At 62.7% G+C, this 21,745-nt stretch carries 20 protein-coding genes and 1 tRNA gene; 6 read left to right on the top strand and 15 right to left on the bottom strand.

The features are described from left to right. Positions 1-9 precede the first annotated feature (9 nt). Both ACXYN8_RS06425 and ACXYN8_RS06420 read right to left on the bottom strand, forming a co-directional pair. Positions 10-1,449: a UdgX family uracil-DNA binding protein gene (locus ACXYN8_RS06425; protein WP_458888489.1), complete on the bottom strand. Its 1,440-nt coding sequence runs from the start codon at positions 1,447-1,449 to the stop codon at positions 10-12. Next, positions 1,446-2,690, bottom strand: a complete 1,245-nt coding sequence (locus tag ACXYN8_RS06420) for a putative DNA modification/repair radical SAM protein (protein ID WP_458888488.1) — start codon at positions 2,688-2,690, stop codon at positions 1,446-1,448. The genes ACXYN8_RS06425 and ACXYN8_RS06420 overlap by 4 nt, the downstream gene beginning before the upstream one ends. Before the next feature lie 134 nt (positions 2,691-2,824). On the opposite strand from ACXYN8_RS06420, the gene ACXYN8_RS06415 reads away from it, so the two are divergent. Continuing rightward, positions 2,825-3,634: an alpha/beta fold hydrolase gene (locus tag ACXYN8_RS06415; RefSeq protein WP_458888487.1), complete on the top strand. Its 810-nt coding sequence runs from the start codon at positions 2,825-2,827 to the stop codon at positions 3,632-3,634. Positions 3,635-3,702: 68 nt separating this feature from the next. Then, the gene (locus tag ACXYN8_RS06410; protein ID WP_458888486.1) at positions 3,703-4,185 is read left to right on the top strand and encodes a pyridoxamine 5'-phosphate oxidase family protein; all 483 of its coding nucleotides are present in this window, start codon (positions 3,703-3,705) and stop codon (positions 4,183-4,185) included. A gap of 67 nt (positions 4,186-4,252) precedes the next feature. On the opposite strand, the gene ACXYN8_RS06405 is transcribed toward ACXYN8_RS06410, so the two are convergent. Beyond that, positions 4,253-5,692, bottom strand: coding sequence for a sodium-dependent transporter (locus tag ACXYN8_RS06405; protein WP_458888485.1), 1,440 nt, complete (start codon positions 5,690-5,692; stop codon positions 4,253-4,255). Between the two features lie 91 nt (positions 5,693-5,783). Between ACXYN8_RS06405 and panB the strand changes: the two genes are divergently transcribed. Beyond that, complete coding sequence (gene panB / locus ACXYN8_RS06400; protein WP_458888484.1) at positions 5,784-6,653, top strand: 3-methyl-2-oxobutanoate hydroxymethyltransferase; 870 nt, start codon at positions 5,784-5,786, stop codon at positions 6,651-6,653. A 39-nt stretch (positions 6,654-6,692) separates the two neighbouring features. Then, the gene (locus tag ACXYN8_RS06395; protein ID WP_458888483.1) at positions 6,693-7,751 is read left to right on the top strand and encodes a DUF475 domain-containing protein; all 1,059 of its coding nucleotides are present in this window, start codon (positions 6,693-6,695) and stop codon (positions 7,749-7,751) included. Position 7,752: 1 nt separating this feature from the next. Here ACXYN8_RS06395 and ACXYN8_RS06390 read toward each other — a convergent pair whose 3' ends face one another. Genes ACXYN8_RS06390 through ACXYN8_RS06375 form a run of 4 tightly spaced genes read right to left on the bottom strand, consistent with a single transcriptional unit; the run spans position 7,753 to position 13,609 of the window. Further along, complete coding sequence (locus tag ACXYN8_RS06390) at positions 7,753-8,709, bottom strand: bile acid:sodium symporter family protein (RefSeq protein ID WP_458888482.1); 957 nt, start codon at positions 8,707-8,709, stop codon at positions 7,753-7,755. Between the two features lie 42 nt (positions 8,710-8,751). Beyond that, on the bottom strand, positions 8,752-10,116 hold the full coding sequence (gene prsR, locus ACXYN8_RS06385; RefSeq protein ID WP_458888481.1) for a PEP-CTERM-box response regulator transcription factor: 1,365 nt from the start codon (positions 10,114-10,116) through the stop codon (positions 8,752-8,754). Beyond that, complete coding sequence (gene prsK, locus ACXYN8_RS06380) at positions 10,116-12,224, bottom strand: XrtA/PEP-CTERM system histidine kinase PrsK (RefSeq protein ID WP_458888480.1); 2,109 nt, start codon at positions 12,222-12,224, stop codon at positions 10,116-10,118. Before prsK ends, prsR begins: the two co-directional genes overlap by 1 nt. Then, the gene (locus ACXYN8_RS06375) at positions 12,221-13,609 is read right to left on the bottom strand and encodes a TIGR03013 family XrtA/PEP-CTERM system glycosyltransferase (protein WP_458888479.1); all 1,389 of its coding nucleotides are present in this window, start codon (positions 13,607-13,609) and stop codon (positions 12,221-12,223) included. Before ACXYN8_RS06375 ends, prsK begins: the two co-directional genes overlap by 4 nt. A 148-nt stretch (positions 13,610-13,757) precedes the next feature. On the opposite strand from ACXYN8_RS06375, the gene ACXYN8_RS06370 reads away from it, so the two are divergent. Beyond that, positions 13,758-14,261: a hypothetical protein gene (locus tag ACXYN8_RS06370; protein ID WP_458888478.1), complete on the top strand. Its 504-nt coding sequence runs from the start codon at positions 13,758-13,760 to the stop codon at positions 14,259-14,261. 7 nt (positions 14,262-14,268) lie between these two features. Here the strand turns inward: ACXYN8_RS06370 and ACXYN8_RS06365 are convergent, their stop codons facing one another. The 7 genes from ACXYN8_RS06365 to thiE all read right to left on the bottom strand — a co-directional run bounded on the left by ACXYN8_RS06365 (position 14,269) and on the right by thiE (position 20,339). Next, entirely contained in the window at positions 14,269-16,065 is a 1,797-nt protein-coding gene (locus ACXYN8_RS06365) for an SLC13 family permease (RefSeq protein WP_458888477.1), read from the bottom strand. Positions 16,066-16,129: 64 nt separating this feature from the next. Beyond that, positions 16,130-16,214: transfer RNA gene (locus ACXYN8_RS06360), tRNA-Leu, on the bottom strand. Positions 16,215-16,258: 44 nt separating this feature from the next. Continuing rightward, on the bottom strand, positions 16,259-17,080 hold the full coding sequence (locus ACXYN8_RS06355) for an inositol monophosphatase family protein (RefSeq protein WP_458888476.1): 822 nt from the start codon (positions 17,078-17,080) through the stop codon (positions 16,259-16,261). A gap of 10 nt (positions 17,081-17,090) precedes the next feature. After that, positions 17,091-17,654 carry an elongation factor P gene (gene efp / locus ACXYN8_RS06350; protein WP_458888475.1) on the bottom strand — a complete coding sequence of 188 codons (564 nt, stop codon included), beginning with the start codon at positions 17,652-17,654 and terminating at the stop codon, positions 17,091-17,093. A 91-nt stretch (positions 17,655-17,745) separates the two neighbouring features. Continuing rightward, entirely contained in the window at positions 17,746-18,444 is a 699-nt protein-coding gene (locus ACXYN8_RS06345; RefSeq protein ID WP_458888474.1) for a M23 family metallopeptidase, read from the bottom strand. Positions 18,445-18,460: 16 nt separating this feature from the next. After that, a complete protein-coding gene (locus ACXYN8_RS06340) occupies positions 18,461-19,651 on the bottom strand; it encodes a L,D-transpeptidase family protein (RefSeq protein ID WP_458888473.1) in 1,191 nt (396 codons plus the stop codon). A 70-nt stretch (positions 19,652-19,721) separates the two neighbouring features. Continuing rightward, on the bottom strand, positions 19,722-20,339 hold the full coding sequence (thiE, locus tag ACXYN8_RS06335; protein ID WP_458888472.1) for a thiamine phosphate synthase: 618 nt from the start codon (positions 20,337-20,339) through the stop codon (positions 19,722-19,724). 77 nt (positions 20,340-20,416) lie between these two features. Between thiE and ACXYN8_RS06330 the strand changes: the two genes are divergently transcribed. Then, a complete protein-coding gene (locus tag ACXYN8_RS06330; protein WP_458888471.1) occupies positions 20,417-20,803 on the top strand; it encodes a hypothetical protein in 387 nt (128 codons plus the stop codon). Positions 20,804-20,806: 3 nt separating this feature from the next. Here the strand turns inward: ACXYN8_RS06330 and ACXYN8_RS06325 are convergent, their stop codons facing one another. Further along, positions 20,807-21,691: a fructose bisphosphate aldolase gene (locus ACXYN8_RS06325; RefSeq protein ID WP_458888470.1), complete on the bottom strand. Its 885-nt coding sequence runs from the start codon at positions 21,689-21,691 to the stop codon at positions 20,807-20,809. Positions 21,692-21,745: the final 54 nt, after the last annotated feature.

The raw sequence follows: 21,745 nt of genomic DNA, 5'->3' as shown, positions 1-21,745 counted from the left end.
GTTTGCGCGTCAGGCCAGTTCCTCCATCCGCGCTTTCACGGCCGCAAGGTCGGCTGCGAACCGGCGCCCCTGCTCTTCTCGCGCCTCCCCATCGAGCCGCAAGAGGTAGGACGGATGATTGGTCACCCACAATTCGCTGCCATCCTCGAGCATCATCGGCTGGCCCCGAACCTTCGATATGCTGACAGTCTTGCCCAACATGGCGCGCGCCGCACTGGCACCCAGTGCGAGGATCACCTTCGGCTTCACGATGTCCCGCTCGCTTTCGAGCCACCAGCGACAGGTGTCGATTTCCCGCGCCTGCGGGTTCTGATGGATGCGCCGCTTGCCCCGCTGAACGAACTTGAAATGCTTGACCGCATTGGTGAGGTAGGTCCGGTCACGCGCGATTCCGGCCTGACCGAGAAATTCATCGAGCAATTGCCCGGCAGGGCCGACGAAAGGTCGGCCTGCCAGATCTTCGCTATCGCCCGGCTGTTCGCCCACGATCATCAGGTCGGCCGATGCGAGACCTTCGCCCATCACGGCCTGCGTCGCACATTCGCCGATGGGGCATTTCCGGCATCGCTCGATCGCCTCCGCAATGGCATCCATAGTCGTCGGCCGTTCTTCAAACTCCAGCGCGCCGCTGTCGACCATTGCCGCCTCCCGGTTCTGCGCATTGGCGATAAGATCTGGGATGATCTGCGCCTCCGGAAGGTTCTTCCAGTACTTGCGCGGCATTTCCGACAGCATCGCACCTATCTTCAGCCGCGCCGGGTTGAAGATCGAGGCATAGTAGCTGCGCCACATATCTTCCATCGGATCGCCATCGGGCGCGTCGGATCGACTGGCTGGCGGGCCCTCGGTCACGGTTTCCCCGTCCCAGTGCAGCGACCCGCTCGGCGTCAGGATCGACCAGTTCATGCTGGCAAACCTGCGTACGAAGAAACTCGCATTGGCGCGCAATATGTGATGATCCGGCTCGAACCAGGCGACGTAGCGCGTGCTCTCGTGCTCACCCTCGCCCACGCTGATTTCGCGAAACCGCACGAAGGCGTGCATCTTGTGGCTATCGCGGCGAACGTTCTTCTCCAGCTCTTCGAGCTTGCGAACGTCGGGATCGGCCTTGTCGTCCATCAGCTTCGGATTGCGCTGAAGACGCCAAAGCAACCCGTATAGCAGTGCGAAGCGTTGTGGATCGGAATGCAGCGCCGCGTTCTTCGCAAGGCTGAGGAAACGCTTGCTGCTCCTGACCGGCGGCGCATCTGCGGGAGCGACCGGCAAGCCCTCCCCTCCGTCGGCGAACAGATCGCCGCCCCCGCCCGGCTCGCTCCAGCTGACCCGCGCAGGTTCGACACCAGCTTGCACCAAAGCGCGCGCGGCATCGCGCCAGTAATCGAAATCATCGGGGCGCGGCATCGCGACCGCGTAATGCCTGCTGGAACCGGCCAGAGCCTGGTGCATCATGCCGCAAACAGCTCCAGCTGTTCCTGCTTCGGCGCGAGGAGCGATCGCAGGTCCGCGCGGTCGGTCAGCAGCGTCGGCCGCCAGTCTGCGGTACAAATGAACGGGCGGATCTTGGAAACAGAAACCGTCAATCGCGCCACGTCGTCGAGGCGAAGGGTCCGATGCCGACGTGAGGCCAGTATCTTTGCGACCGCCTTCACGCCCAGACCAGGAACGCGCAGCAATTGTTCCTTCGAAGCCCGGTTGACGTCGACCGGAAACTGCTCGCGAAATTTGAGCGCCCATGCGAGTTTGGGATCGATGTCCAGCGGCAGATTGCCGTCTGCCTCCGCTGCCTGCATGACCTCGCGCGGCGCGAAACCATAAAAGCGCATCAACCAATCCGACTGGTAGAGACGATGTTCGCGGATCAGAGGCGGCCGCTTCAGCGGAAGAACCGCGCTGGCATCGGGAATGGGCGAGAAGGCGCTGTAATAGACGCGTCGCAGGCGGAAACCATCGTAGAGGCGGCTCGCCTTCCCCACGATATCGACATCACTCGCTCCGTCCGCGCCGACGATCATCTGCGTCGACTGACCCGCCGGAGCGAAGCGCGGCGCATGGCGAAAACGCTTTCTTTCATCCAGCGATTCCCGGATCGCCATCTTCATACCGCCCATGGCCCCTTCGATCTGTCGCGCATCTTTGTCCGGTGCGAGGCGCGTCAGTCCCTGATCGGTAGGCAATTCGACATTGATCGAGATACGATCAGCATAGAGGCCTGCCTGGTGGATCAGCTGCGGGTCGGCTTCCGGAATGGTCTTCAAGTGGATGTACCCGCGGAAATCATATTCCTCGCGCAGGATGCGCGCGCACTCCACGATCTGCTCCATCGTATGGTCGGAATTCTTGATGATGCCGGAAGAGAGGAACAGCCCTTCGATATAATTGCGCCGATAGAAGCTGATCGTCAGATCCGCGACTTCCTGAGGCGTGAACCGGGCCCTTCTGACATTCGAACTCTTGCGATTGACGCAATAATGACAGTCGAAGACGCAGTGATTGGTCAGCAAAATCTTCAAAAGCGAAATGCACCGCCCGTCAGGTGCGTAGGCATGACAGATGCCCATCCCCTCGGTCGAACCGATCCCCTTGCCGCCCACGCTGTTACGCTTTGCCGTGCCCGATGACGCGCAGGATGCATCGTACTTCGCCGCATCGGCCAGGATTTCGAGCTTCTGCATGAGATCGAGTTGCGCCATAGGTTCTTTATATGTTCTCCGCCATCCACCGCCAATAGACGTATGTTGGTTTGTGCGAAATTCTCTCACCCGCCGGGTAAGGTCGTGGAACCTTCGCCGCTTCGACTCCTTAGTTGTGAAACAAAGGAGATTTTATGCCTCACGCAACCACCAAGGACGGTACACGTCTGCGCTACAAGGAACTCGGTGAAGGGAAGCCGGTAATCCTGATCCACGGTTGGCCACTTTCTGCCGACAGCTGGGATCCGATCATGATGAAACTGGCCGAGAACGGTTATCGTGCAATTGCTTACGACCGGCGCGGTTTTGGCCATTCGGACCATGCGCCGAGTGGTTACGATTACGATACGTTCGCTGACGATCTTGCAGACGTGATGACGGAAACGGACGCAACAACCGACGTCGCGCTTGTCGGCTTCTCGATGGGAGGCGGAGAGATCGCTTGTTATATGTCGCGCCATAGTGGCAAGGGCGTCAGCAAGGCCGTTCTGGTAAGCTCGGTCGTCCCGTATATGCTGAAGACGGACGACAATCCGGAAGGGGTTCCGCAGTCGACCTTCGACGAAATGACCCAAGGCATGAAGGACGATTTCCGCGCCTTCTTCACCGACTTCTTCAAGAGCTTCTACGGCAGCAAGCCGAGCGATGAAGAAAGGCATTGGGCCTGGCAGACCACCATGCACGCGAGCCAGTACGCGACGCTGCAATCGGCAGCGGCATTCGCCACTACCGATTTCCGCCCCGATCTCCCCAGCCTCACAGTGCCGACACTCGTGATTCACGGCACCGAGGATGAGACCGTGCCGATCGATGCGACCGGCCGCGCCGTTGCCGAACAGGTGCCGTCGGCCGAGTTGATCGAGTACGACGGCGAACCGCATGCGGTCTTTGCCACGCAGACGGAGCGGCTGGGCGACGATCTTCTGGCCTTTCTCGGCCGCTGAGCCGGACGGCGCTGCGGAACGCAAGCTTCGCAGCGCCGTTGGTTTGGAAACCCCCAAGGAGATCACGCATGAAATATTCGGAAGGCAAGGCGGACCAGCTCAAGGAAAAGTTCTGGAAGTCGTTGGCTGATTCCTCGTTTCTTTTCCTGCAGCTGGATGGAGACCCCGACAGCGCGGTGCCCATGACAGCGCAGCTCGACAAGGACGCGAACAGCGCCATCTGGTTCTTCACGCAAACCAAGAGCAGCTTCGCGAAGCTCGGTCCGGTCACGGCAACGTTCGAGGGCAAGGACCACGACATGTTCGCGCGCTTCACTGGCACGCTGGCCAAGGAAACGAGCCAGGAGCGTTTCGACCAGTTCTGGAACAATTTCGTCGAAGCCTGGTACGATGGCGGCAAGGATGATCCGGACATCCTGTTCCTGCGCATGGATCTTGGCGATGCGGAGATCTGGAGCGGCGAGATGGGCCTCGTCGATACCGCGAAGATGGCGCTCGGCATGAATGTCCACGAAGACGCCGAAAAGCGTCACGCGGAGACCGCGCTTTAAGCTGACAACCCAATGCGTTCGACACGCATGAACGACCGCCCTTTCCGACTAGGAGAGGGCGGTTTTTCTATGCCGGGAGAATGCTGGGAAACAGTCCGGTGACGAGAATGATCGCAACTGCGATCGGACACAACCAGGCAATCAGGAAGCGGTAGATATTGAACGAGAGCGGCGAGAGGCCGGTCGTCGTGCGGAGCAGGTTCGTGTCCGCCTTCCATCCGACGAAGATCGAGGTCAGCAGTGCGCCGACCGGAAGCATGACCTTGCCGGTGAACCCATCCACCGTGTCGAGAATGTCGGTTTCCGCGAAAAGCGGCCAAAACCCCAGCGGGCGTACATCCGACCAGACATTGTAGCCAAGCAGGCAGGCGATCCCGATTACGAACGCCCCGCCGCCGAACACCAGCGCGGATTTCGGTCGGCTCCACCCGCGTTCGCCAATGCCCCACGCCGTCGGCACTTCGAGCAGCGAGATGGAACTCGTAACGGCTGCGACGAGGATCAGGACGAAGAACAGGAAGCCGAACAGGGCGCCACCGGGCATTGTCTGGAAGGCGAACGGCAGCGACTGGAACACCAGCGTCGGACCTGATGCAGGATCGAGGCCGACGGCAAAAACGATCGGAAAGATCATCAGGCCGGCGAGTATGGCGACGCAGGTGTCGGCAACCGCGATGAGAGCGGACGTCCCGCCGAGCCGCGAATGATCCTTGATGTAGGAACCGTAAGTAATGAGGCCTGCTACACCCAGCGACAGAGAGAACAGCGCTTGACCCAGCGCGGAGTTCATCACCTGGGGTGACAGTTTCGACCAGTCCGGCGTGAACAGGAATGCGACGGCACTGCCGATCTCACCCTCGATCGCGCCGTAGATGACCAGCCCGACGAGAAGCACGAAGAAGGCCGGCATGAGGTAAGTCGCCGCCTTTTCGATCCCGGAACTCACACCGCGCGCGACGATGTAGAGCGTCATTCCCATGAAGGCGAAATGCATTGCGAGCAGAAGTCCGGGGCTGGCGAACATATCGCCCAGGCGCTGCTGGATCTGTTCCTGGCTCTCACCTGCCAGCGCGCCGCGGAACGGTTCGCCAGCGCCGATAGCCGATAGCAGGTCCCAGCCCATCACTCCGGCGTAATACAGCACCCAACCCGCGACGACCGAGTAGAACGACACGATCAGGAACGCGGCAATCGCGCCGATAGCGCCGAACACGGACCATGCCGGCGAGGCGCGGGATTCCGCCGCCACTCGGCGGATGGAGCCGACGGCATCCGTCTGGCCGACGCGCCCGATGAAAATTTCCGACAGGACCAGCGGCAGGCCGAGCAGGAACACGCAGCCGATGTAGAAAATGACGAAGGCGCCGCCGCCACTTTCCCCGGCAAGCGTCGGGAAGCGCCAGATATTGCCCAGACCGACCGCTGCACCGATGGCGGCAAGGATGAAAGCACTGCGAGACGACCATCCGTCCGTGGTCGTTGCACTGTCCATCGAAGATATCGCCATGCTGTCCGTCGCTCCCCGCGCAATTTTATTGTGCAAGATGGTGCAACAATTTCCCCCTCGCGTCGAGGGGGCGATTTGCTAGAAGGCGGCCATGTCCACCACTTTCCAGCTCGATACGGCCACGAGCCGCGCCAATCCCACGCCCGCGCCGATGAAGCGGCTGACGGTCCCGGCCATCAAGCGACGCAAGTCGGACGGGCGGACGGAAGAACCGCTGGTGATGCTGACGGCTTACACCGCGCGCCAGGCCCAGCTGCTCGATGCCCATTGCGACATCCTGCTGGTCGGGGACTCGCTGGGCCAGGTGATCTACGGCTTGCCGAGCACGCTGCAGGTGACGCCGGAAATGATGATCGCGCACGGCGCCGCCGTGGTTCGCGGCAGCTATCACTCGCTGGTCGTCGTCGATCTCCCCTTCGGCAGTTACGAACACAGTCCGGAACAGGCCTTCGACACGGCAAGCCGGGTAATGGCCGAAACGGGCTGCGCGGCAGTGAAGCTGGAAGGCGGGGAGGCTATGGCGGAAACCATACGCTTCCTCTCGGCTCGCGGCATTCCGGTGATGGCGCACGTCGGTCTTACCCCGCAAGCGGTCAACGCGCTGGGAGGATACGGGGCGCGCGGTCGCAGCCAGGAAGAACACGCCAAGATCATCGGCGATGGGGAGGCGGTGGCCGCCGCAGGGGCTTTTGCCGTTGTCGTCGAAGGCGTCGTCGAACCGATTGCCATTTCCCTCACGGGGGCGCTCGACATTCCCGTCATCGGCATCGGAGCGTCGGCCCAGTGCGACGGCCAGGTGCTGGTGACCGAGGATATGCTCGGCATGTTCGAGCGCGTGCCACGCTTCGTGAAGAAATACGGAAACATCGCCGAAACGATAGAAGCGACGGCCCGTCAGTATGCGGAGGAAGTGCGAGCGCGCACCTTCCCCACCGAAGCGCAGACCTACCAACCCAAGTAATCTATCGGCGCCCTCCCCTCAGGATATTACGGACACCTCATGGCAACCTTGCGCCAGTTCTATGGCTTCTCCTTCATCTTCACCATTATCTGCCTCGCGCTTGGCGCATGGTACGGGTGGTCGAGCACCGGGAGCGTATCCGGCACCGCGGCGATGTTGTGGATCATCGTCGTACTCTCGGTGCTCGAGATATCGCTCAGCTTCGACAATGCGGTGGTCAACGCCTCGGTCCTGAAGGACATGGACAAGGTCTGGCAAAAGCGGTTCCTGACATGGGGGATCGCCTTCGCGGTGTTCGGAATGCGCGTCGTGTTCCCGCTCGCCATCGTGGCGATCGCGGCGGGTCTCGGGCCGATCGAAACGATCAACCTGTCGCTGAACGAGCCTGCGGAGTACGAGCGTATCGTCAGTTCCGCCCATGTCGGGATTGCCGGTTTCGGCGGCGCCTTCCTTGCGATGGTCGGCCTCAAGTTCTTTTTCGACCAGGACAAGGACGTGCACTGGATCCGCAAGATCGAGGAATGGCTGTCCAAGTTCGCTGCCCTCCCCGCAGCCGAAATTGCCATATTGCTGCTCGTCTTGTGGGGCATTTCGGGCCTGCTGCCAGACGAGGAAGCCCTGACCTTTCTGATCGCGGGCATCCTCGGCCTCGTCACGTTCATCGCGGTGGAGGGCGTGAACGCCATTCTAGAACTGAACGAGGAGAAGAAGCGACTTGCCGGCGCGGTGGTGCGTAGTGGCCTGGGCGGGTTCCTCTATCTCAACGTGCTCGACGCCAGCTTCAGCTTCGACGGGGTGATCGGCGCTTTCGCACTTTCGAACAACATGATCGTGATTGCGCTGGGCCTTTCGATCGGCGCGATGTTCGTTCGTTCCATGACCATCCATCTGGTCGAGAAGGGAACGCTGACGGCGTATCGCTACCTTGAGAACGGCGCGTTCTGGGCCATTATCGCGCTTGGTGGGATCATGCTGTTCTCCGCACGGTTCCATATTCCCGAGACGATCACCGGACTGATCGGTGCTGTGCTGATCGGCCTTTCGCTGTGGTGGTCCGTCCGCCACAACCGGAAAAATCCAGAGGACGTCGCGGGCTGAGCTATTCCGCTGCGCGCAGCCGCGAAGCTAGCGGCGCCGCGATCAGCAATTGCAGGAAGTGGTAGGCGATCACCGGCAGCAGGATCATTCCTGCAACGGCCGGTGCGAACAGTATGGTCGCCAAGGGCGCTCCGAGGGCGATGCTTTTCTGCGAACCGGCGAACAGGAACGCGATACGATCATCGCGCCGCAGGCGAAGCGCGCCGGAAGCCAGCCACGCACCGAACGATGCGAGCGCCAGCATGATGCACACCGCCAGCATCAGGATCGCCCATCCGCTAAGGCCGAGCCGAGTGCCGACGTTCTGTTCCACGGCGCCGGACATCCCGACATAGACGGCCAGCGCGATGGCTATCCGGTCGAACCACTTGGTTAGCCCGGCATGGCGCGTCACCAGTCCGCCGAACCACGCTTGCAAGGCTTGGCCAAGCAGGAAAGGCAGCAGCAGGATCGTGGCCACTCGCACGAGCACGTCGGTGTTGAACGGCACGCTTTGCGAACCCGCCAGCAGCGCGAACAGCGGCGCAGTCACGAAAACGCCCGCGATGTTGAGCAAAGCCGCGGCGATGACCGAGCTTGCGACATTGCCTCCGGCAAGCGAAGTATAGGCGGTGGCGGACTGCACGGTGGATGGCAGCGCGCCCAGGAACACGAAGCCCAGCGCCAGCAATTGGGGCAGCACACCGGCACTGACCTGCGACACGCCCCAGCCAAGCGCGAGCATCACACCGAAAACCCAGATCAGCAGTGAGACTTGCAGCCGCCAGTTGCGAAGGCCCGATATCACCTGATCGCGGGGCAGCCTCAGTCCGTTCAGCAAGAACAGGACGAAGACCGCGGCGTTCGCTACCATCTGCGCCGTCGCCCGTCCCTCTCCCGTCGCTGGGAAAAGAACAGCCAGCAGCAGCGCTGCCAGCAGGAGCAGGATCATCGGATCGAGTTTGAGGCGCAGGCGCATGACCGCCCGCGCGTTGCCGCGCCAAAGGCGCTTAGGCAAGCGTCATGCGGACAGATCGTATTGCTTGAGCAGGTCGTAGAGTGTGGGACGACTGATGCCGAGCATCTTGGCCGTGCTGGAAATGTTTCCTTCCGTGCGTGCCAGCGCGTGGCGAATGACCTTGCGGTCCGCCTGCTCGCGCGCGCTCTTGAGATTGAGCGGCGCAACATCGTCGTCTTCGCTGGGCACCAGATCGAGATCTTCGGCGTGGACCAGCTTGTCGTCGGCCATGATCACGGCGCGCTTGATGCGGTTCTCCAGCTCTCGGACATTGCCGGGCCAGGTCCACGCATCGATGGCGACGAGGGCGTCGCTCGCAAAGCCCTTCACCTGCGGATTCATTTCCTTCGCGAACCGCTGGAGGAATGCCTTGGCGAGCAGGGTCGCATCCCCGGCGCGTTCGCTCAGCGCCGGAATTCTCACGACGATCTCGGCAAGTCGGTAGAACAGGTCTTCGCGGAAAGTGCCCTGCGCAATCATGCTCTCGAGGTCCTGATGCGTCGCACACACGATGCGCGTGTCCACGTTGATCGCCTTGCGCCCGCCGATCCGTTCGATCTGGCGTTCCTGGAGGAAGCGCAGCAGTTTGACCTGCAAGGGCAGCGGGATGTCGCCGACCTCGTCGAGGAACAGCGTGCCGCCATGCGCCTGCTCGATCTTGCCCTCGGTCGTCTTGACCGCCCCGGTAAATGCGCCCTTCTCGTGCCCGAACAGTTCGCTTTCGAGCAGGTTTTCGGGGATCGCCGCGCAATTGATCGCAACGAAATTGCCGTGCGCCCGGTCGCTGGAATCGTGAAGACCACGCGCGAGCAGTTCCTTGCCCGTCCCGCTCGCGCCGAGCAGCAGGACAGAGACATTCGCATTGGCCACGCGCTCTATGGTGCGGGCGACCTTCACCATTTCGGGGGCGGCGGTGATTAGGCCGCCGAGCACAGTGTTGCCATCGTCGGCCCGCGCGGCAAGGCGGCGGTTCTCCGCCTCGATGGTCGCGAGATTCAGGGCGCGTCGCACAATCAGGCCGAGCTGTTCGATATCGACCGGCTTGGGATAAAAGTCATACGCGCCGCGCTCGATTGCCTGCAACGCGCTCTCGCGCGCGCCATGGCCGGAAGCGACGATCACTTTCGTATGCGGCGCTATGGCCATTATCTCGTCAAGCACGGCCATGCCCTCGCTCGTTCCATCAGGATCGGGCGGCAACCCGAGGTCAAGCGTGACGACAGGCGGCATCTCGGAACGCAGCGCCGCAATAGCCGAGGCGCGGTCGGAGGCGATGATCACCTCGAAATCCTCATACGCCCACTTCAACTGAGCCTGTAGGCCTTCGTCATCTTCGACGACGAGCAGTTTGACGGAATTATCGGGCATCATGCCACCTTCTCGTGATTGTTATCGGCCGCACCGCGGAACCCTTCGGTCGTTGCCAGCGGCATTCGCACGGTAAAGCGCGTGCCCAGACCTTCGCGGGATTCGACCTCGAGCCGCCCGCCCATCGCGCGAATGGTCTCACGCGCCTCGAACGCACCAATACCGAAGCCGCCCTGCTTGGTCGAATGGAACGGCTTGAACAGGCGCGTCCGCACGAAATCGACATCCATGCCGGTGCCGGTGTCGATCACCTCGATCCGCGCCTGCAAAGGGTCGTCGACGACGTTCACAAACACCGGCGTTCCCTCGCCGCTGGCATCGATGGCGTTCTGGATCAGGTGGACCAGAGCCTGTTCCAACGCCACCGGGTCGGCCATGACCGAGCACGCGCGCGCCTGCGCCACGGCGACCGGATGGCTGTTGGCCAAATTCCTGACGATGCCTTCGACGAACGGCTTGAGATCAACCCGCTGCATCGTGTTCTGCGCCGAGGCGCCATAGCGATCGAGCCGCGCCAGCAAGGTGTTCAGCTTGTCCGCGCTATTGCGCAGCGTAACGAGCATATCGGCACGAAAGGCCGGGTTCTCGGAATGCTTTTCCGCATTCCGCGCGAGCAGTGACATCTGGCTCGCCAGGTTCTTGATGTCGTGCATGACGAAGGCGATGCGGCGATTGAATTCGTCGAACCGGCTCGCCTCGTTGAGCGCTTCCTGCCCGGATTGTTCGGCGAGATAGGATGCGAGCTGCTGCCCGACGATCCGGAGAAGGTCGAAATCCTCCCAATCGACCTGTCGGACATAAATCGGCCTCGCCAGGACGACCACGCCCACGAGACGTTCGAAATGCACCAGCGGCACCATCAGCCAGACGCGTTCGCTGTCGCGCAGCCAAGCTGGCAATTCGTCGATCCGAATGCTTGCCTTCGGGTTCTCGCGGCCCCGTTCGAGGGTGAGAATATATTGCGAAGCCTCGAAACGCTGCGCGAGTTGTTCGCTCAGCGCTTCCCCCGGTACGTCGAGACTGGCCCAGCGCCAGCGTGCCGACAGCCGCAAGCCGCGATCCTCATCCGGTACCAGTAGCACGCCGGCCGGGCTTTCCGTGATGTCCGCCACAGCCTGCACCGCGCGTTCGTGCAGCGAAAACTCGCTATTGCCGCCGCCGCTGACTGTGCGGTTGAAGCGCATCCACTCCGCGCGGTAATCGTAGCGATGCTGGAACAGATGCTTCGACAGCATGACGCGAAACCATCCGCCGATCCTCGTCGAAGTGAGGCTAAGCCCGCCGATCGCGGCCATCAGCGCGACGAATCCGACCTGCATCGCGCCGTTGAAGCTGCCCCCGAGCAGCGAAATCCCGCGCGCGATCGCGATCATTCCGACGACGTAGGTGCCGATGAGCAGCAGGGAAAAGCTCTGGAACGTCACCGCGCGCGAAGGCCGGACCGTCCGCAAGGCTGACCGTCCGAAGCAGGCGATCCCGATCAACAGCGCCGCTATGGCCGAGGCGATGCCCCGGAAATCGAGAACGGCGGGCGCCGCTTCTCCGGTCACATAGCCAAGCGTCAACGCGTGAAGATCGAATCCCCAGACGAGCGCCAGCGCCAGTGCCGGCGCGCGTAGCACCTGCCGCGCAGCGCCGGAGGCGCCGACATACAGGTTATGGACCAGAACCAGCGCGCCGATGACGAACAGCGCTTGCAGCACGGCGGCAAGCTGATTTGTCGCTGCGAGCGCCTCTGGCACGGCGACGATGAGCGGCAATCCGATGCCGACGACGCTGCGGAGTATCTCGATCCCCGCGAGTACGGCGAAGACGGGCCGTGAACCGCGCAACTGGTCGAGCCGGCCATCCTGTCGGAACAGCACGAACAGCAGCCATAACCAGGCCAGGTAACTCGGCGCGACCGCCGCGCGTGTCAGCGTGTGCGAAGGCCCCAGCGTGAGCGCGCAGATCGATGCGATGGCGCAGAACGCGAGCGCACAGATGTAAGCTGCAACGTTCGGCCCGACCCGCCGCTTGCGGGCTGCGACTGCGGCTACCAGCGCTGCCGAAATCGCGGCAGCCGCGACATGGCCCGCCTTGGCAAGGAGAAGACCTGCCGCCGTCACCGTGCGCCTTCCGGCCAGAGCACCACGCGCACCGTCTGCAACAGGATGAGCAGGTCAAGGAAGGGCGTATAGTTTTTCGCGTAATAAAGATCGTACTCGAGCTTGCTGCGCGAATCCTCGATCGATGCGCCGTAGGGGTAATTGATCTGTGCCCATCCGGTAATGCCCGGCTTCACCATGTGCCGTTCCGCATAGAAGGGCAGCTTGTCTTCCAGATCGGTGACGAATTGGGGGCGCTCAGGGCGCGGACCGACGAAGCTCATTTCGCCCTTCAACACGCTGTACGCCTGCGGAAGCTCGTCGATGCGCGTCTTGCGAATGAAGCGGCCGATGCGCGTGATGCGCGGGTCATCCTTCTGGGCCCACTGAGCCTCGCCCGCTTTCTCGGCGTCGGAACGCATCGAGCGCAGCTTGAGCAGTTCGAACTCCTGCCCGTACAGGCCGACCCGGGTCTGGCGGAAGAAGGCCGGTCCCTTGCTGTCCAGCTTCACCAGCAGGGCGAAGATGAGAATGAAGGGCAGAGTAAGGACGAGCAACAGCAGGCTCGCCAGCACATCGAAGAGCCGCTTGAGCACGGAAGACACCGCCCGGCCCGATGAAAAGCCGTCCGAGAATATCAGCCAGCTCGGGTTGAGGGTGTCGAGGTCGACGCGGCCCGTCTCACGCTCCATAAAGCTGGAGAAGTCATTGACGTGCACGCCGGTGGTCTTGATCCGCAGCAGGTCTTTCAGCGGAAGAGAATTGCGCCGTTCCTCCAGCGCAAGGACGACTTCGCTTGCGCCGAGATTCTCGACGAAGCGCGTGAGATTGTGAATGGCGCTGCGTGGAATGGCCTCTTCCACCGCAACCGACCCTTCGTTCATGGCGACGAAGGCGACGATGGCGAAGCCGCTCTCCTCCCGGTCGCCAAGTTCCTTGAGCCGCTTGGCGCGGTCGCCCGAACCCAGCACGATCACGCGCCTGCGAAAAGCATGAGCGCCGAGGATGCCGCCGACGATCATCCGGTTCGCCGTTAGCGCAACGATCGCCAGCGCCATCGAATATGCAAGTGTCGATCGCCAGAACGTCTCGCTCTGGGCGACGAACGAAAGAAACGCGATCGCCAATACCGCGAGGCTGACCGCGACCAGCAGGCGCGCGACCGCGAAACGCATGGATCGAAGCGCGTCCGCACCGTAGACGCCCACGGCGATCATCGCCGTAAGAACGATGACGGCAAAGGCAGCCATGCCGGGCATCCGCTCGGCCAGGGGACCGGGGTCCATTGCGATCTGCGCCGCGCGGATTTGCCACGATGCTTCGCCCACACCGACCAGCAGGGCTAGGTCGATCAGACCCAGCAGCAGCACCGCGTGCGGCACGTAATGTTTGAACAGACGGATCATCGCGCACCCGGATTAGGGGTGAGAAGTGAAATGTCGGTAAACTTTACACCTAAGGAAAACCGCCGCCTGCTGCGACGTGCGTCAGTTAGCGGGCCGTTAACCATGCGGCGCCAAGCAGCATTAACCTGCCCGCGATAAGGCGAGGCCCATGGCCCGCAAGTCCACCCCTGTCCTGACCGGCAAGCAGTATCGCGAATTCGCATTCGTGACGCTGGCGGTGACGCTGACGTTGGCGATCTTCGTCGATGGGGAGAACACAGAAACGGTCGCTCGTGAACAAGCGACCGAGCTGGCGATGCAGGGAGAGGAGCTTGTTAAGGAAGCCCCCAAACTGATCGTCAGTCCGACCGTGTCCCGCGCCTCAGGCACTGGATTCGGATCGGATACCGACACCAGCTTCGGAGAGCCGACCGAGGATGCAGGCGGCGGCTATGGCTGGAGCGGCGATTACGAAGGCAGCGTCGACGCGAGCCCGGAGGAGGCGATGTACATTCCGCCGGGGATCTCTGCGTCCGAATGGCAGAATATGACCGAGGAAGAACGTGCCAAGCTGTTAAAGCGAGCCGGCCGCAAAGTGCCCCTGTCAGATCAGGAACGGGCCCGCGCGCTGGTCGCCCTGGGCGCGCAATCGGCGCAGCGCGCGAGCGAATAGCGCCGCGCTACATGCCGTAGGTAATGGCGAGGAGGACCGACAGCGTGGTCACCATCAGCAGGACCAGCGGGACGCCTGTGCGGATATAGTCCGCGAACTGGTAATCGCCCTCCGCCATGATCAGCATGTTGGTCTGATAGGCAATCGGCGTCGCGTAGCACAGGTTGCAACCGAACAGCACGGCGAGGATCAGCGGTTCCTGCGGCAGCCCCAGTTCCGCGCCGATGCTGAAGGCAATGGGCGTGCCGACGGTCGCCGCCGTGGCGTTCGAGGCGAAATTCGTCAGCACGGTGACGAACAGCATGACCGCCGCGATAACCAGAGCCGGAGGCAGATCACCGAGCCCCAGCGCGAGCAGTTGCCCGAGCCAGGCGGCCGCGCCGCTGTCGAGAATGACGCGGCCAATGGCGATGCTGGCTGCCACGACGACGATAACCTGCGCCGAAAGCGCTCTGCCGACGCGGTCGAACTTAACGCAGCCGGTCAGGAACATCATGATCGCACCAGCCAGCGATGCGATGGCGATGGGCAGAACGCCGATCGACGCCGTGAAAACCGAAACGCCCATGATCGCCGCCGCGAGCAAGGCCTTGCTGCGGCGTGGCAATTCGCGCGCACCGTCGAGCACCAGCAGGCTATCGCTCTGGGCGAAGGTCTGGATGTCCCGCCGCAACCCCATGACCAGCAGCACATCGCCTTCCGCGATGCGGATGTCACCGCGCTCGTCCTCGCGTTCGGCATTGAGCAATCGGCGTGGCTTGTGAATGCCAAGCACGGCGACGTCGTAAAGGTCGGCGATGCCCGACGTGGCGAGCGTGCGTCGGATGAGCCGCGAATCGGCCGTGACGGCCAGTTCGGAGACGATCACGTCCTCGCGCTCCGCCCGCGCATTGCGCTGGATACGGTCGACCACCCAGGCGGGGGCCAGCCCTCCCTTGAGAACGCGCACCGCCTCTTCCAGTCCGTCGTGCGTCCCGGACACGCGGATCATCTGGCCGGGCACAAGAGCGCCTTCCGGGTTCTCGTCGAAAGAGAAATCGTCCGGCAGCGCGCGCTCGAAACTGGAGAGCTGCGCGCCGTCCAGCGGCCCGCCGCCCCCTACCCTCAGCTTGGTATAGAAGCGCCTGTCCTCATGCTGGTTCGCCACCCGGTTGTCGCGCAACAGGCGCGGCATGACGAGCCACATGTAGGGTAATGCCACCAGCGAGGCCATCAGGACGATCGGCGTGAAATGGAACACGCCCATCTCCGGCATTCCGAGGTCGCGTCCGATCGAGACGACGAGGATGTTGGTCGATGTCCCGATCGTCGTTGCCAGGCCGCCGAGCAGTGCCGCCGCATTCAGCGGGATCAGCGTCTTCGAGGCAGGAAGCGCGCCCCGGGCCGCGAGGGCGACGAATATCGGTATCAGGAGCACCAAAACCGGAGTGTTGTTCACGACGCTCGACAGCAGGAACGCGATCAGCAGCGAGAACAACAGGCCGATCTGCAAGTTGAACTTGAATACCCGTTCGAGGAACCGCGCCGCAGGCTCTAGCGCGCCGGTGACGACGAGACCGCGGCCCATGATCATCAGCGCGCAGATGGTGATCAAGGCATAGTGACCGAACCCGCCGAACGCGACGGCAAGGCCGTCTGTGCGCGTGGTGTGCGGCAGGGGGAAGAAGTACAGGCCCACCGCGATCACCGCGATGACGAGCAGCGAGATGATCTCGATCGACATGCGTCCGCGCGCGAAGGCGACGAACATGGCGACGGTCACCGCCAGCGCGGCTATCGCGTGATAAGAGGGCATCCCGATCATTATTTCTGGCAGGCTTCCCAAAGGATGCTGCGCTTTTCAAGGCCGAAGGCGAGAGAAAAGCGCGTGGTGCCCCTGGTCCGACTCGAACGGACACTCTGTGAAGAACTCGATTTTGAGTCGAGCGCGTCTACCAATTCCGCCACAGGGGCATGTCCCGCGGGAGCGGCGCTGTTACCGCCACGCGCCGGAGGCATCAAGCCTTCAGCGTCCCGGCCAGCAATTTGTGCAATTTCGAATGAAGGGCATCGTTCGCCGCCAGCACCTGATCTGCTGCAATCGGAAGCGAACGACCACGATAGTCGCTGACGAAGCCCCCGGCCTCTCGCACCAGGAGACAACCGGCTGCGGTGTCCCAGTCCTTCAGGCCGCTTTCCCAGAAGCCGTCGAACCGGCCCGCTGCCACCCATGCGAGATCGAGCGAGGCGGCACCGAAGCGCCGGATCCCCGCAACGCGCGGTCCGATCGCCGCGTAGATTTTCGCCCATTCGGCCGGATTGCCAGCGCCCTGAAACGGGATACCGGTCGCTATCAGCGCATCGTCGAGGCTACGGCGCGAAGACACGCGCAGGCGCGCATCGTGCAGCCATGCACCACGCGTCTTTTCGGCCCAGTAGGTCTCGTCGGTGATCGGCTGATACACGACTGCTGCGGTCACTTCGCCCCAGCCCGATCCGTCGGGCTTTGGTTCCTGAACCGCGATGGAGACCGCGAAGTGCGGGATGGCGTGCAGGAAATTGCTCGTCCCGTCGAGCGGATCGATGATCCAGCGCGGCTTGGTCGGATCGCCTTCGATAATTCCTGCCTCTTCCAGCACGAAGCCCCAATCGGGGCGTGCATGAAGCAGTTCGTCGTAGATCGTGCGTTCCGCAATCCGGTCGGCCTTCGATACGAAATCGCTCGGCCCCTTGCGGCTGACCTGCAGGTGCTCGACTTCGCCGAAGTCGCGACGCAGACGGCCACCCGCCTTGCGCGCCGCCTTTTCCATCACGCGGATCAGGGCTGAATACATCGACATGGGTGCGCTCTCAGCTCGCCTTGCCGACGTAGGACTGTTCGTAGACGTCCACCACGATGCGCGTCCCGCTCTCGATATGCGGTGGCACCATGATGCGCACGCCGTTGTCGAGGATTGCCGGCTTGTAGCTGGAGGAAGCCGTCTGCCCCTTCACCACCGCGTCGGCCTGAACGATCTCGGCCTCGATCTGCGAGGGCAGTTCGACGCTGATGGGCTTTTCTTCCCACAGTTCGAGCTGGACCTGCATCCCGTCTTGCAGGAACGGGCGTGCATCACCGAGCAGGTCGCTCGGCAGGCTGATCTGTTCGAAGGTTTCCTGGTCCATGAAGACCAGCATGTCACCGTCGCCATAGAGGAACTGGAATTCCTTCGTGTCGAGACGCACGCGCTCGATCGTATCCGCGCTGCGGAAGCGCACGTTGGTCTTGCGGCCATCCTGCAGGTTCTTCATCTCGACCTGCATATAGGCCCCGCCCTTGCCGGGCTGGGTGTGCTGAATCTTGGCGACCTTCCAGATGCCGCCTTCATATTCGAGGATGTTGCCGGGACGAATGTCGACGCCGCTGATCTTCATGGTGCCAGTGCTTTCAAGGAAAACTGTTCGGGATTGGCGCGCGCCCTAGCCGCTGGCGCGCCTGCGGGCAAGCGCGGCCGGTTCTTGACGCTCAGTTGCGACTGAGCAGCGGATACGGGTTGATCGCGGTTGCAGGTTCCCACCACTCGGCATCGGGTGTCGTACGCAGCAAGGCGAAGTGCAGGTGCGGCGCGGAGGGATCGGCATTGCCGGAGGAGCCGACCTCACCAAGTCGCTGGCCGCGGCGGATCTGCTGGCCCTCGCGCAGCCCGTCGGCGTATTTCGAGAGATGCGCGTAGTAGTACAACGTCTGCCGGTCTTCGGAGCGCACGTATATCGTGTTGCCCCCTGCGTTGGACTGGTAGAGTTTTTCGACCATGCCCGGAGCGGCTGCGACCACGGTCGTTCCCCTGGGGGCCATGATGTCGATGGCCTCGTGCAAGCGCTCCCCGCCATCGCGCTCGTCCCGGAACGTGTTGAGCAGGTCACCGGGCTTCACGTTCAGAACCGGCACCACGAGGGTGGAGGTCTGAGCGGTCTCCGGGGAGAGCGCAGTTGTTTTTCGCATCGTCGGCGACGCATCGGAAGATCCGCGGGCCACTTCACCGACAGCGCCGGCAACCACGCCCTGATCGCCACTTCGAACTGCTTCCGCGTCGCCAGCGGCGGTCACCCGCGTGCGCGACAGGACGCCCTCGTCTTCGAACAGGTAGCTGCCGAACACGATCCACGCCGCGGAAGTCAGCGTGACCGTGATGACGATGGTCAGGATGCGGTCGACAAATCTCATCGTGCCCCGGCAGAAATTACGACTGGAAGACGACCTTCGTAGAGGTCGAGACCATTTCTGCCAAGCGCGCCGCGTCCCAGTTGGTCAGGCGCACGCAACCGTGGCTTTGTGTACGACCGATCGTCTGCGGTTCGGGCGTGCCGTGAATGCCGTAATGTTCTTTGGTCAGGTCGATCCAGACGACACCGACGGGTCCGTTCGGTCCAGGGGGAAGCTGCTGCTTCTCCTCACTGTCGGGAACGTCCCAGAACAGTTCGGGATTGTAGGCGAAGGTCGGGTTGTGACCGACACCGTTGATGCCCCAATTACCGATTGGGAGCGGATCGTTGGTCGATCCTGTGGTGACGGTGAAGGCGGCAATAAGCTTGTCGTTCGCGTCATAGCCACGCAGCCAACCGTCCGACTCGTCAACGACGATCCTCGCAACGTCCGGTTGATCGCTGCCCACGCCGAGCGCCATCAACGTCGATTGCCAGTCGGTGTCGTCGACGGAGCCCTTGGCGATGCGATCACCGCCGATGTTCGGGACGCGGATTTGCTGACCGGCCCGGAAAACGGATACCGTCGCTTCGTCCTTTGCCGAGGATGAATCGTCGGCCTCAGCGTCGGGCGAGGTCGAGGTCGAACCGGTCGATTCGGCACCGCCAGAAGAACCTGCCGGACGACCGCCGGGGTTCAGTTTCTTGAGGACGTCGACAGTCGTGTGAAAGCGCTCTGCAAGCCGCTCGTCGAGCGTTTCGTATCCGAGCTTCTCCATTTCCGCCTGTTCGGCCGCGTCGTCCGGTATGGCGCTGTATTCCGCATTGCCCCAGGCAGCAGGTATCGTGACGACGCGCGTGGCCGGGATCTTCTCCCACTCGGCAAGGGCCTGCTTGGTCGCCTCGTCGTGCTTGCCGGTCACGTCCAGATCGTTCGCTTCCTGGAAAGCCTCCAGCGCATTCTCGGTCGAAATGCCCATTTCGCCGTCGATCACGCCCGGCCCGAAGCCCCGCCGGTCTAGGACGACCTGCAACTGCATGATCGGCCGCTCTTCGCTGTCCGGGATCTGTGAGGTGCCGTCTTCGTCATTCGAGGCCATGCTGTCCGCAAGATTGTCGGACTGCGTGCTTTGCGAAGAGCTAGCGTCTGCCTCTGTCTCGTTATCGGTGCCCTTCAGGCCGCAGGCGGCGAGCAAGGCAATGGGGGCAACGGCGAGCAGCAGGCGCATGAAATTCCTCCACGGGCGGAATGCCCGGTTCGGAAGCAGGAACGCGCGATTGGCGGGAAATATCCGCCGCTTAGCGCAATTTCGCCGCGAAGGCCTTCATGGCTGCCCCTTCGTCGCCGCCCCAGATCGCGTGGCTGACGGCCAGAAAGTCTGCCCCTGCCTCGATCAGCGGCTGGCAATTGCCCGGCGTGACGCCGCCGATTGCGACGCATGGTATTTCAAACAGCCCGCTCCACCATTCGAGCAATTCTATGTCGGGCCGGTGGTCGGAAGCCTTGGTCTCGCTGGGGAAGAAGCTGCCGAACGCGACGTAATTTGCGCCCGCTTCACCCGCCTCCATGGCGAGGTGACGGCTGGCGTGGCAGGTGACCCCGATCTCTGCATCTGGCCCAAGTTCGTCGCGCGCCTCCTTCAGCTCGCCATCGCCCTGCCCCAGATGCACGCCATCGGCCCCAAGGCGCTTCGCCAGGGAAATGGAATCGTTGACAATGAAGGCGACTTCACGCTCGTCACAGATACGCTGCAGAGGTTCGGCAAGTCGAGCCGCCTCGTGCTGGTCGATGTCCTTCACCCGAAACTGAAACGCGGTGGCCAAACCCGGTGCGGCATCGAGTGCGCGGGAAAGGCGGTCCGGGAAACTGCCGGACACGTCGAGCGGCGAGATGAGGTAAAGCTGGCAATCGGTCATGAATGCCGCCCTATCGCGCCCTTGCCTCCGCGTCACCATTCAGATTGGCGCAAGCCCTCGAAGCGCTACATCGCACGATGAAACTGATTGCCCTTGCGCCCGTCCTTGCCCTTGCCGCTTGCGTCGTCGTTCCTGAAGCGCCGAATGTCGCAGGTACGCCCTGGCCCGAGAACACGCCGGTGCCCCTGCGTCAGCCCGTGCAGCTGGGCGAACTGGCGGTCACGCCGGTGAAAGTGGTCGAGGACAGTCGCTGCCCCTACAACGCACGCTGCGTCTGGGCCGGGCGGCTGATCGTCGAGACGCGGATCGACGGCGCTGGCTGGCGCGACACGGCGAACATCACTCTTGGCGAAAGCTACGGGACGCACGGGCGGGTCATCGCGCTCGTCTCCGGCACGCCAGAAAAGCGCACCGACGCCGAGACCCAGGCGACCGAATACCGGTTCGTCTACGAAGCGCGCTGAGCCCTACGCCGAAGCGGCGGCGATCTGGTCGATCGCCTTGCCGAGCGTGACGTCGAATGCATCGTCGTCCTGATCGGCACGCAGGTCCTGCAAAAGGCCGCGGCTGAAGCTGGCGATCATGCCGGGGTTCCTGGCGAGATGCGCGCAAGCGTCTTCGGTGGAATAGCCGCCAGACAGCGCCACGACGCGCAGCACATTGCCATGCTCGATCAGCGGCCGGTAATGATCCGCTTTCACCGGGATAGAGAGTTTCAGCATCACCTTTCGCTCGGCAGGCAGAGCGTCGAGGCCTTTCATCAGCTCAGCGAGCAGGATGTCCTCGCCATCGCTGCGATCGTCCGATGTGATGTCGTATTCCGGTTCGAGCATCGGCATCAGGCCTGCATCGGCAATGCGATTGCCGTATTCGAACTGCTGGGCGACATTTGCCGCGATCCCGGCCTCGTTCGCGGACTTTATGACCGAGCGCATCTTCGTGCCGAACATGCCTTTCGCAACCGCCTTCGCAAGCAATGCGTCGAGCTTGTCCATGTCCTTCATCAACTGGACGCCGTTCGACTCGTCTGCGAGCCCCTGGTCCACCTTGATGAAGGGGACGACGCCGCGGTCCTTCAGCGCATCGGGCGTCGGCTTGCCTTCGACTTCGCCGTCCATCGTCTTTTCGAACAGGATGGCGCCCAGAACCTTGCCCTTGCCGAAACAAGGGGCGGTGATGACGCGGCTGCGCATTTCGTGGATCTTGGCGAACATCTCGTCGTCGCCCGACCATTCGCTGTCATCGACGCCATATCCGCGCAGCGCCTTGGGCGTGGACCCGCCGGACTGGTCGAGCGCGGCGATGAAGCCCTCTCCGTCGGCGATCTTGGCGGTCATGTCCTGCTTGTTCATTGCAAATCCTCGAATGGCGTGAATAGGTATGCACGCGGGCCATTAGCCAGCCCG

This window comes from Altererythrobacter sp. CAU 1778 (assembly GCF_054482795.1).
Note: the sequence above shows the minus strand (reverse complement) of the source record. Positions and strands in the feature narration are given on the sequence as shown.